An 11,946-nucleotide genomic window follows, 5' to 3' on the forward strand; every position below is an offset into this window, starting at 1 on the left:
GCGGTCGGCTCAGCTCGTCTTCGGCATCGGGATGCCTTCGCTGGCCGTGAACTGCGCGTCGTCCTCGGAGGTCAACCCGATCGACACGACCGAACGGGTGAACAGCGCGTCGGTCAGGTAGGCCAGCGACACCGCCCACCGGTTGACGCCGCGGGGAATCGCATACAGGTGGTAGGACCTGGTGACGGCTTTCGCGGGCAGCCCGGACAGGTGGATGTTGAGCGGATTGGCCACCGCATAGCGCGGCCCGAGGTCGACCACCAGGCCGAGGTTGCGGTGTTTGTATTCCTTACTGCTGCCATAGCCGAGGCTGGCGGCGACGTTTCGGGCCAGCGCTTTGCCCTGCCGGGTCGCGTGCTGGGCGGTCGGCGGGGTGATCTTCCCCGGCTGGGTCAGATCGGGTACCGCGGCCGCGTCACCGGCCGCGAACACCTCGGGGTGATCCGGCACCTGCAGGTCGGCCTGCACCTTGAGCCGGCCCCTTTCGGTCGGCAGCCCCAGGTCCTGGATCAGCGGTGCGCCGGTCACCCCCGTCACCCAGGCGATGGTGCGCGTGTCGATACGCGAATCATCGCTGAGCACAACGTGATCGGCGTGCGCCTCCTTGAGGGTGATGCCGAGCCGGACGTCGATTCCGCGCTTGCGCAACACCTTGAGCGCGGCGTCACCCAGCCGCTTTCCCACCTCCGGCATCACCTGGTCGGCCAGGTCCAGCAGCAGGAACCGCACCTCGGCGCGGTTGAAGCCCATCTGTTTGGCCGCCGCGTCGGCCAGCGCCCGCAGCTGTGCGACCAGTTCGGTCCCCGAATACGACGCGCCCACCACCACGACCGTGCGCCGGGCGGCGGCCGCTCGAGGATCGTCCTCGATGTTGGCCAGCTCCAGTTGTTCGACGAAGTGGTCGCGCAGGTACAGGGCCTCGGCGGTGGTCTTCAACCCGCGCGCGTGCCTTGCCAGCCCCGGCACATCGAACAGCCGGGTCACCGACCCCGGCGTCAGCACCAGCCGGTCCCAGGACATCGAATGGCTGCGCTCTTCGGGATCGCAATAGGTCAGCGTGCGCTGGGTGAAATCCACTGCGTCCACGCGGCCACGCACCGCGCGCACCCCCTTGAGCGAATTGGCCAGGGGGACAGCGACAAAGCGGGCATCGACGACCCCGCCGGCGACGTCGGGCAACAGCGGCGTGTACAGCATGTAGTCGACCGGGGAGATCATCGTGATGTCGACGGGGACGCGTCGCCGGCGCATGATGCGGGCCAGGCGACGGGCGCAGGTGAATCCGGTGAAGCCGCTTCCCACGATCACAATGGAGGTCACCGTCCCGAGTGTAGGCGTGTATCGGAGACGGGTCGCGAGGCCCGTCCCGTCTTGGTATCCGGTGGCCGCGAAAGACATTGGCTGGGAAGGGTTTCTGACGTCAGGGTTGGCTACGGAGGGTTCGGGCTCTGCGGGTAGCCCGGGTGACGGGCCGGTATCCCTCGGACCGGTTCGTTAAGCGGCCTTGCGCTTCGTTGGATGGCCCATAGACTTCTCGTTGGGCGTTTGCATTCGCACGCGTATGGATGGCGCCATGAAGGCGAGAAGGGGCTCTGCGGGCCAGGCGGCTCCGGGGGTGAACTTATGCGGGAAGGCAATGCCACGATCGTCGCTCAGCTCGTAGAGCTGGTGGCGAATCTGCAGCGCGAACAAAGCGATACCGCGTCCGGGTTGCACGAGCTCATCGACAGCGGGGTCGACCACGTCACCGGCTCCCAGTACGCCGGTATCACCCTGGCCGAGGAGAACAAGTCGGTCAGCAGCGTGGTCGCCACGCATCGTTACCCGATGGTGCTCGACGCGATCCAGAACAGCGCCGGCGAAGGGCCGTGTCTGGCGGCCGCCTGGGAGCACCACATCATGCACATCGCCGACCTGAACGCCGAACAGCGCTGGTTGCGCTATCGCCGGTTGGCGCTCGAGCGGACGCCGATCCGCTCGATCCTGTCGTACGAATTGTTCATCGACGGCACCAGCATGGCAGCGCTCAACTTCTATGCCGAGCGCCCGCAGGCCTTCAGCGAGGACGCCGTGGAGGTCGGGGCGGTGTTCGCAACGCACATCGCGCTGGCGTGGTCGATGATGCGCCGGCAGGACCAATTTCGCAGCGCCTTGGCATCCCGCGACATCATCGGCCAGGCCAAGGGCGTGGTCATGGAGCGATTCAACCTCGACGCCGTCGAAGCGTTCGAACTGCTCACCCGGGTCTCGCAGAAATCCAACATCAGGCTCATCGACATCGCGGCGGCGCTGATAGACAGCGAGCACCCGCTCAAGGGCCACCGCCACTGACCACGAGTCTCGGGGCAGTTCGGCACGACGATCAAAACTGCTGGCGCCCAAGATCTTTGGTTTGATCATTCGCGGGCACTGCGCCGTGGCCGCCTGGCTGAAACGCGGCCGGCCGCGATCATTGCCCGCCGGCTCGCCGTCGAGCGCTGCCCGCGCCGGATGAGCCCCCAGCCGCGGCGCGGTTTCGACGAGTGCAAGACGGGTATGTGCCAGCCGTATGAAGGCTGTTACCTGGCAGGGCAAGCGCGACGTGCGGGTGGATTCGGTGCCCGACCCGAAGATCGAGCAACCGACGGATGCCATTGTGGAAGTCACCTCGACCAACATCTGCGGCTCCGACCTGCACCTCTACGAGATCCTCGGAGCGTTCATGAACCCCGGCGACATCCTCGGGCACGAAGCGATGGGCATCGTGCGGGAGGTCGGCGCGCAAACAGGCGACCTGCGGGTGGGGGACCGGGTCGTCATCCCGTTCCAAATCTCCTGCGGCAGTTGCCACATGTGCGGCCAGCAGCTCTACACCCAGTGCGAGACGACGCAGGTGCGCGACCAGGGCATGGGGGCGGCGCTGTTCGGCTATTCGGAGCTCTACGGTGAAATCCCGGGCGGCCAAGCCGAGCTGCTACGCGTGCCCCAGGCCCAATTCACTCACATCAAAGTGCCTGTGGGCCCGCCGGATTCGCGGTTCGTCTACCTATCGGACGTGTTGCCCACCGCATGGCAGGCGGTCGCCTACGCCGACATTCCGGACGGTGGCTCGGTGACGGTGCTCGGGCTGGGTCCCATCGGTGACATGGCCGCCCGCATCGCCGACCACCTGGGCTACCGCGTCATCGCCGTCGACCTGGTGCCCGAACGGCTGGGCCGCGCCGCCAAACGCGGCATCCACACCATCGATCTGGGGCGGCTCGACTCCTCAATCGGTGACGCGATCCGCGACCTGACCGACGGCCGGGGAACCGACTCGGTGATCGACGCGGTGGGCATGGAGGCCCACGGCTCGCCGGCCGCCAAACTGGCGCAGCAGGTGACCGGCGTGTTGCCGGATGCGTTGGGCAAGCGGCTGATGCAGACCGCCGGGGTGGATCGGCTCAACGCCCTGTACTCGGCCATCGACATCGTGCGGCGCGGCGGAACGATCTCGCTCAGCGGCGTGTACGGCGGGACCGCCGACCCGCTACCGATGCTCACCCTGTTCGACAAGCAGGTGACGCTGCGGATGGGGCAGGCCAACGTCAAGCGGTGGGTCGACGACATCATGCCGCTGCTGACCGATGACGACCCGCTCGGCGTCGACAACTTCGCCACCCACGTGCTGCCGTTGGACCAGGCCCCGCACGCCTACGACATCTTCCAGAAGAAGCAGGACGGTGCGGTCAAGGTCATACTCAAGCCGTGATCACCTATGCCACAAGGCTTTCCGCTCAGTTCCGGCAACGCGAGGCGTGGCCCACAGTTTGACGGCGGCGACAGCAGGGTATTGAAAGCGCCATGACCACCGCAGACGCCCTCGCTCCCACGCCCACCGGAGAGGTGTGGCCGGGCCGGGCCTACCCGCTGGGCGCGACCTATGACGGCGCGGGCACCAACTTCGCCGTATTCAGCGAGGTGGCCGAGCGGGTAGAGCTGTGCCTGTTCGACGCCGAGGGCGTCGAGAGCCGCGTCACCCTGCCCGAAATCGACGGCTTCATTTGGCACGCCTACATCCCCAACATCGAACCGGGCCAGCGCTACGGCTACCGCGTCTACGGTCCGTACGACCCGCAGGCGGGGCTGCGCTGCAACCCGAACAAGCTGCTGGTCGACCCGTACTCGAAGGCCATCGACGGCTCCTTCGAGTGGAACCAGTCGCTGTTCAGCTACAACTTCGGTGACCCCGACAGCCGCAACGACGACGACTCGGCGGAAAGCATGCCCAAGTCGGTGGTGATCAACCCCTACTTCGACTGGGGCAACGACCGTCCACCGGATCACCAATACGCCGACACGGTGATCTATGAGGCGCACGTCAAGGGGCTCACCCAGACCCACCCCGACATCCCGGAACCGCTGCGCGGCACCTATGCCGCGGTGGCGCACCCGGTGATCATCGAGCACCTCAAGGAACTCGGTGTCACGGCCATCGAATTGATGCCGGTGCACCACTTCGCCAACGACTCGACCCTGGTCGACAAGGGGCTGTCCAACTATTGGGGTTACAACACGATCGGGTTCTTCGCGCCCGACTTCAAGTACTCCAGCTCCACCACGCCCGGCGGGCAGGTCCAGGAGTTCAAGGCCATGGTGCGCTCGCTGCACGATGCCGGCATCGAGGTCATCCTCGACGTGGTCTACAACCACACGGCCGAGGGCAACCATCTGGGCCCAACGTTGTCGATGCGGGGCATCGACAACGCCGCGTACTACCGGCTGGTCGACGACGACAAGCAGTACTACATGGACTACACCGGCACCGGCAACAGCCTCAATGTCGGGCATCCGCATGCGCTGCAGCTGATCATGGACTCGCTGCGGTACTGGGTCACCGAGATGCATGTCGACGGGTTCCGCTTCGACCTGGCCTCGACGCTGGCCCGCGAGTTCTACGACGTCGACCGCCTGGCGACGTTTTTCGAACTCGTGCAACAGGATCCGACCGTCAGCCAGGTCAAGCTGATCGCCGAGCCGTGGGACGTCGGCCCGGGCGGCTATCAGGTGGGTAACTTCCCGCCGCAGTGGACCGAGTGGAACGGCAAGTACCGGGACACCGTCCGCGACTTCTGGCGCGGCGAACCCGCCACCCTCGACGAGTTCGCCTACCGGCTGTCCGGGTCGGCGGACCTCTACGAGCACACCGCGCGCCGGCCGGTGGCCTCGATCAACTTCGTCATCGCCCACGACGGCTTCACGCTGCGTGACCTGGTGTCCTACAACGAAAAGCACAACGAGGCCAACGGCGAGGACAACAACGACGGCGAAAGCCACAACCGGTCCTGGAACTGTGGTGTGGAGGGCCCCACCGACGACGAGCAGGTCAACGCGCTGCGTGCCCGCCAGCAGCGCAACTTCCTGACCACGCTGCTGTTGTCCCAGGGCGTGCCGATGATCTGTCACGGCGACGAACTCGGGCGCACCCAGAACGGCAACAACAACGGCTACTGCCAGGACAACGAGCTCACCTGGATCGACTGGGACAACGCCGACGCCGGATTGCTGGAATTCACCAAGACGGTCTCGGCGCTGCGCGCCGAGCATCCCGTGTTCCGCAGGCGCCGATTCTTCTCCGGAAAGCCGGTGGGCCGGCGCGGGCAGGACGGCTTGCCGGACATCGCCTGGTTCACCCCCGAGGGCACCGAGATGACCGACGAGGACTGGGGCGCCAGCTTCGCCAAATCCGTTGCGGTGTTCCTCAACGGCCACGGCATCCCCGACCGCGATGCGCGAGGCCAGCGGGTGTTGGACGACTCGTTCCTGCTGTGCTTCAACGCCCACTACGAGCCGATCGAATTCACCCTGCCACCAAAGGAATTCGGCGCCGCCTGGGAGGTCGTGGTGTTCACCGGACCCGAAGAGACCACGCCGGCCGAGGAGGTGCCCGGCGGTGGCCGGCTCAACGTGGAAGCGCACACCGCCGTGGTGCTGCGGGCCCTGCCCTCGGACTAGCCTTTCGCGGCACCCGTAGCTGCGTTCCCCTGGCTGCATCCCCCCGTTTCTGCGGATCGAGCGGATAGCTCGCGCCGAATAGGCGACATCGGTTAACTTTTTGCGCACAACTATTTTGCCGCGCAGATGCCGCCGACCGCGGCCTCGCCAGACCCACTGCCGGGGATGAAAGGGACAGCCGATGGACAGGGCCGCCCTCGGCGCGCGTGCGGAATCGGCTGCGGAATCGGCTGCGGAATCGGCATTGCAGCGGTCGGCCCGGACGGCCCCGCTGGCGGTGCTCGTCATTGCCGCCGTGACCTGGCTCGGCTGGTCGACCGGGGTTGACGGGCTGACGCGGATCTATCCGAGTTGGCCGCCGATGACGCCGTGGACCGCGTTATGGCTGGCGGCGTTGGGCGCCGCGATTTTGGCGCAGTCAGGCCACCCGTCGCCCAACCGCATCTGGGTCGGACGTGCTCTGGCCCTGATGGTGGGTGTGTTGGCCGTCGTGATCCTGCTCGAGTACACCCCCATCGGGTCGCTCGGTGTCGACCAGGTGCTGTTCGGGGACGCGGTGCGCGGTCGGCAAACCTCGTGGCCGGGACGTCCCAGCCCGCAGACCGCGGCGCCGGTGCTGCTGCTGGCCGTCGCCGTCGCGCTGATCCGAGTGGATCGCGGCACTCGCACGCTCTGGCCGGTGTGCCTGGCGGGCAGTGGGGCCATTCCGCTCGTCACCGTCGGCGCCTACCTGTTCGATGCGCTCGCGCTTGTTGGTGTTTCGCCCTCGACCGGCCAGGCGCTCTCGACGGCATCGGCGCTGCTGGTGCTCATCGCGGCGACGTCGCTGGCGCGACCCGACCGTTTTCCGGTCGCGTGGCTGCTCGCCCGTCCCGATCGGCGGTCATTGGTGCGGCTGGCGGGAATCCTTGCCGGTTTTCCTCTTGTGGTGGCGCTGTCGAGACCGGCGTTTTTGGCGTTCGGTCTGGGCGAGCACGCCGAGTGGACATTCTCAATCCTGTTCAGCACCTTCATCGTCGGCGTGGTCACGTTCTACTTCAGCCAGCGAGAGCAGCAGCTGCTGATCGCCAAGGAGCTCGCCAGTGCGCAACGCGCCGAGGCCGAGGCGCGCTACCGCATTCTCGCCGACAACGCGGTGGACATCATCGTGCACTTTCGCGGGGGTGAGATCGCGTGGGTCTCGCCGTCCGTGCAGGCCGCGCTGGGCGGCCCGCTGCAGCGCTGGACGGGTTCGGCGTTCGCCGATCGCATCCACCCCGAGGACCGCGACAAGCTCGTTGCCGCCGTGCGCCGGATCGCCGGCGGCGAACAGGTTCTGCAACGGTTCCGGGTGTCTTCGGTCGACGGGGAGTACCACTGGGTCGACGGCCACGGAAAGCCCTACACCGACGCCGAGGGCAAAACCGATGGGCTGATCGCGGCGCTACGCGTCGTCGACGATCAGCACGAGGCCGAGCAGCGGCTGGAACGGCTGGCGCGGTTCGACACCCTTACCGGGCTGGTGAACCGGGCCGAGGCGCTCAGCCGGCTCGAATCCGCACTGGCGCAGCCGCAACCCGCCGGCACGCACGTCGGCGTCCTGTTCTGCGACGTCGACCATTTCAAGGCGATCAACGACACCTGGGGACACGGCATGGGCGACTTCGTGCTGGCAACCCTGGCGGCGCGGATCCGGGCGAGCGTTCGCCGCGGCGACACGGTCGGGCGGACGGGAGGCGACGAGATACTGGTGTTATTGCCCGACGTTCGCAGCACCGACGAGCTCGCCCAGATCGCCGAAAAGATTCGCGGTCGGGTCGCCGAACCGATCCACTTGTCCGGCAACATGATTCGCGCGACATTGAGCATCGGTGCCACCCTCGCCCGTTCGGGCGAGTCCGTCGACACGGTCACCGCGCGCGCGGACGAGGCCATGTACGGGGCCAAATCGGGTGACCGCAACACCGTCGTTCCGAACTAAGCGGCCCAGTGATCACCACGCGGCGCCCGCCATCCGGTAGGTTTCTCGCGACAGCGTCTTGCGTTACAAGAGAGGGCGAATATGTCAAGGACAGTGGTGATCGGCGCCTCCAGCGGTCTGGGGCGTTGCATAGGTGTCGGTCTCGCGCAGCGCGGTGATCAGGTCGCGCTGCTTGCCCGGCGCCGGGAGCGCATCGAGGCCGCGGCCAAGGACGCCGGCCCGAACGCCGTCGCCATCGAATGCGACGTCACCGACCAGGCGTCGTGCCGTTCGGCCATCGACCGCGCCGCCGACGCGCTCGGCGGCATCGACAATGTGGTCTACACGCCGGCCGTCGGGCCGCTGGTCCGCATGGTCGACACCGACGCCGACACCTGGCGGCGGATCTTCGACACCAACGTCATCGGGGCGTCGCTGGTGACCGCCGCGGCGGTGCCGCACCTGACCGCGTCGGCCGGCAAGGCGGTCTACCTGTCCTCCGACGCCGGCACCTTCGGGCCGCCGTGGCCGGGCCTGGGCGCGTACGGCGTCAGCAAGGCGGCCCTGGAACGGTTGGTGGAGGCGTGGCGGGCCGAGCACTCCGACATCGGCTTCACCAACCTGATCGTCGGGGAGTGCGCGGGCGGCGAGGGCGACGGTCAGACCGGTATGAACGAAGGCTGGGACATGGACCTCGCGATGAAGGCGGTCCCGCTGTGGTCCTCGCGCGGTTGCATGCCCGGCAAGTTGATGCCCGTCGAAGACCTGATCGACGTGGTGCACACGATCCTGCGGACCAACTCCTCGACGTCGATGCCGCTGGTGGTGGCGCGCGGCGCGCCAGCCAGCCCCGCGGCGTTCGCCGAGGCCAATCAGTCGTAAGCCGGCAGCTCAGCGGCCGAGCTTCTCCTTGGCCAGGTCGGTCACGAAGCGCGCCGCCGAGGTGGGCCGGAAGGCCAGGGCCGCCTCGGTGAGCGCGTCACGGGATGCGCTGGGCAGCTCGATGTCGGCCGCCGCGACGTTGAACTCCAGCTGCTCGACGGACGAGGCGCCGGGAATGGCGACCACGCCCGGATAGCTGATCAGCCAGGCCAGGGCCACCTGCGCCGGCTTGGCGTCGACGTCCTTTGCGACATCGCGCAGCAGCTGCAGCAGCGGCTCGATGCGGCGCAGGTTTTCGGTGCCGAACCGGGAATTCACCGCGCGCACGCCGCCCGGACGGTTGTCCACGCCGTACTTACCGCCCAGCAGTCCCTGTTCCAGCGGGCTGTAGGCGATCACGATGCGGTTCTCCCGCTCGGCGAACGGCACCAGATTCTTCAGCGCCTTCGGGTAGGCGAGCGAGAAGTGCACCTGGTTGCTGATCACCGGGCGGCCCAGCGCGGCGTCGGCCTTCTGCCAGCGCTGCAGCGAATAGTTCGAGACGCCGGCGGCGCCGATCTTGCCGTCATCGAGCAGGTCACGCATGCCCGGCATGATCACCGAGTCGGGGAACACCGGGTTGGGCTGGTGGATCTGATAGAGCGGGATGCGGTCCAGCCCCAGCCGCTGCGCGCTGGCGCGGGCGCGTTGCTTGACCACCGCGGGGAAGGGCGCGACCGGCATGATCTTGCTGGCCACCGCCACCTCGGCGCGCTCGTCGCCTAGCGCCTCGCCCAGGATCCGCTCGCTTTTGCCCAGGCCGTACACCTCGGCCGTGTCGAACAGCGTCACCCCCAGGGCGCGGGCGCGGCGCACGATGTCACCCGCGGCGCCGGCGGCGTAGCTGTCGCCGTAACCCCACTCGCGTGAACCGAACTGCCAGGTGCCCAGGCCGATCCGGCTGACCCGGCCGACCCCGTCGACGTCGACAAACTTCATGCGGACAGCCTACTTAGCCGGGGATCTTGCCGAGGATGTAGTTGGCGATGCTGACCGCGGCCGCGCGGGGTGGCGCGCTGTCCGTGGTGCCGCTGGCGGACACGTTCAGGTCGATCACGACGTTGGCCTTGGCCGCGATCGCCCGTGCCGAGCGCACCTGGATGCCCTTGGGCGTCAGGTCCAGGGTGGTGATGCCATTGCCGGCGTCGGCGGGGGCGCTCACCGACATCGGGATCGGCTGCCCGCCGGGAGCGGAGACGGTGATGGTCGAGCCGCCGCACTTGTGCCATCCCGACAGCAGGGTGGCCAGCTGTGCCTGGGCCGCGCCCGGATCGCGGAACGCCGCGACGCCCTGGATGACCTGCATGGACTTCAGCATGCTGCGGGTGTCGGTGAACTCACCGGCGTGATATCCGGCCAACACCCCGGGGGTGTAGGCGTCCGGGCTGCCGGCGGCGATGCTTTCCCAGCACTCCGGGCGGTCGATGCTGCCGTCGTCCGGGGAGCGACCGGGGCTGTTCCAGGTCGGACCGACGTCTAGATTCGCGTCGCCGGTGATGTTGCGCAGCGCATCGAGCCCGGGCAGCAGGGTGGCGATGGTCTCCGGCGGCACGGTGGGCGGCGGCGGCCCGGCGGCCGTGCTGGAGCCGGGGGATGTCCGGTGCGACGAGGTCGAGCCGCCCAGCGTGGCCCATCCCGCCAGGGCGACGACCGCCAACAGGATGAAGATGTACGACAGCGTCACGCCCACCAGCGCACGGTCGCGGCCGAGTTCGCCGGAGCGACGGATCTGCGCCAGCCCGAGGTGCCCCAGGATCGCCCCCGCGGGCGCAAACAGGAACGCGAAGACCAGCGACAGGGTGGCCAGGGTGTTGACGGGCGGCCGATAGGGCGCGGGCGCGGGCGCGGGCGGCGGCGGGTACGGCGGCGGCGTCGCCGGAAGCGGTTCGACGTCGGGGGGCGGGAGGCGGCCCAGCGGGTCGTAACTCAGCGGGTTCTGCCAATACGGGTCCTGCGGGTGGGTCACGCAGCGCCTCCTTCGGGAGAACCTGCCCGAAATGTAGCCGACAAGGGCGTGGGGCTAAACCGCGGCCGTCACAGGCGCGGTTTGGCGATGCCGACCACGTAGGGCGCCTCGACGAACGTCAGGTAGACCCGATGCGGCCCGACGGCCATGCCCGACAGGCGCGCCGGCTGCGCGTCGGGAGGCAGCCCCGACCGGTAATCGATGGTGCGCAGCACGGGAATTCGCCCGTCGGGAAAGCCGGTGAAGCTGGCGGTCTCGAGCGTCACCAGTTCGTGGTCGGTGGCGGCGTAGATCCTGGTGTCGTCGGTGCCGAGTGCGCGGATCGGCGCCGGCAATCGCGCGCTGGCCAGTACCTCCATGCCCCGTCCGCCGCGGCGCGAGTCGACGGCGCGCACGGTGTCGTCGTCGTGTCCGGCGACGTAGCTGCGGGTGACCGCGGTGCCGTCACCCGCCGAAACCGCGACGTCGATGGTCAGGGAGCCGTGCTGCGCCGGCGGTGATGTCGTGCCCTTGAAATGCCGGATGCTCGACGCTCCATACAGGTGGTAGTCGAGTTCGCGTCCGCGGTTGGCGCCGTCGATGGTGTCGGCGCTGGTGTCGGTGGTCGCCGTGGGCAGCTTGCGGTAGCCGTACTGGTCCACCGGTGTCACCGCCATCCCATCGGCCGACAGCGCCAGCAGCATGCGCAAGCCCGCGTCTTCGGCCAGGTAGGCCGGCGCCGGTCCCGCGTCGAAATCGTCGACCTGGCGCAGACTTTCCAGGTCGACGGCGGCGACCTTGCCGCGGTCGGGCTGCGGCACGAACACCATCCGCTGGTCCTTCTGGCTGATCTGCATGTTGCGCCCGGATGCCATGGGTGCCGAGAAGCGCGTCTTGGCGTCGCTGCCGCGATCGCCGGCGGTGACCTCGGCCAACCGGTGATCGCCGGTGAGCGCGATCAGGGCGCCCGTGCCGTAGGACCACACCGGTTCGTGCAATGGGACAGCTACCCGCCAGACGTCGACCGCGGGCGCGCTCTCCAGCGACGCGCCCGGCCGCGAACAGGCTGTGGTCAGCGAGGCCGCCGCCAGACCGCCGACGACCGCGCAGCGCAGCAACGCCCGGATGCGCTGGCCCGTGCGAAGTTCGGCGCCCATCGACCACCCAA

9 protein-coding genes are annotated in these 11,946 nt (G+C 68.2%); 5 read left to right on the top strand and 4 right to left on the bottom strand.

Features of this window, described 5'->3' with window-relative positions; all coding sequences use genetic code 11:
* Positions 1-9: 9 nt before the first annotated feature.
* Positions 10-1,320, bottom strand: a complete 1,311-nt coding sequence (locus A5622_RS04230) for an NAD(P)/FAD-dependent oxidoreductase (protein ID WP_066876910.1) — start codon at positions 1,318-1,320, stop codon at positions 10-12.
* A 303-nt stretch (positions 1,321-1,623) separates the two neighbouring features.
* Between A5622_RS04230 and A5622_RS04235 the strand changes: the two genes are divergently transcribed.
* From A5622_RS04235 to A5622_RS04255, 5 genes are all read left to right on the top strand, one after another.
* Positions 1,624-2,331 (top strand): GAF and ANTAR domain-containing protein, encoded by a 708-nt coding sequence (locus A5622_RS04235; RefSeq protein WP_066871038.1) that lies wholly within the window; start codon positions 1,624-1,626, stop codon positions 2,329-2,331.
* A 217-nt stretch (positions 2,332-2,548) separates the two neighbouring features.
* Entirely contained in the window at positions 2,549-3,730 is a 1,182-nt protein-coding gene (locus tag A5622_RS04240) for a zinc-dependent alcohol dehydrogenase (RefSeq protein ID WP_066871035.1), read from the top strand.
* A 92-nt stretch (positions 3,731-3,822) separates the two neighbouring features.
* Complete coding sequence (gene glgX / locus A5622_RS04245; protein WP_066871032.1) at positions 3,823-5,973, top strand: glycogen debranching protein GlgX; 2,151 nt, start codon at positions 3,823-3,825, stop codon at positions 5,971-5,973.
* Positions 5,974-6,154: 181 nt separating this feature from the next.
* The gene (locus A5622_RS04250; protein ID WP_066876911.1) at positions 6,155-7,933 is read left to right on the top strand and encodes a sensor domain-containing diguanylate cyclase; all 1,779 of its coding nucleotides are present in this window, start codon (positions 6,155-6,157) and stop codon (positions 7,931-7,933) included.
* A 93-nt stretch (positions 7,934-8,026) separates the two neighbouring features.
* Entirely contained in the window at positions 8,027-8,794 is a 768-nt protein-coding gene (locus A5622_RS04255; protein WP_082984681.1) for an SDR family oxidoreductase, read from the top strand.
* A 9-nt stretch (positions 8,795-8,803) separates the two neighbouring features.
* Here A5622_RS04255 and A5622_RS04260 read toward each other — a convergent pair whose 3' ends face one another.
* The 3 genes from A5622_RS04260 to A5622_RS04270 form a co-directional block, all read right to left on the bottom strand.
* Positions 8,804-9,772, bottom strand: a complete 969-nt coding sequence (locus tag A5622_RS04260; protein ID WP_066876913.1) for an aldo/keto reductase — start codon at positions 9,770-9,772, stop codon at positions 8,804-8,806.
* A gap of 13 nt (positions 9,773-9,785) precedes the next feature.
* Positions 9,786-10,799: a sensor domain-containing protein gene (locus A5622_RS04265; RefSeq protein ID WP_066876915.1), complete on the bottom strand. Its 1,014-nt coding sequence runs from the start codon at positions 10,797-10,799 to the stop codon at positions 9,786-9,788.
* A gap of 68 nt (positions 10,800-10,867) precedes the next feature.
* Positions 10,868-11,935, bottom strand: coding sequence for a hypothetical protein (locus A5622_RS04270; protein ID WP_066876916.1), 1,068 nt, complete (start codon positions 11,933-11,935; stop codon positions 10,868-10,870).
* Positions 11,936-11,946: the final 11 nt, after the last annotated feature.

The sequence above is a fragment of the Mycobacterium sp. 1245801.1 genome (genome assembly GCF_001673055.1).
Lineage (GTDB): Bacteria > Actinomycetota > Actinomycetes > Mycobacteriales > Mycobacteriaceae > Mycobacterium > Mycobacterium europaeum_A.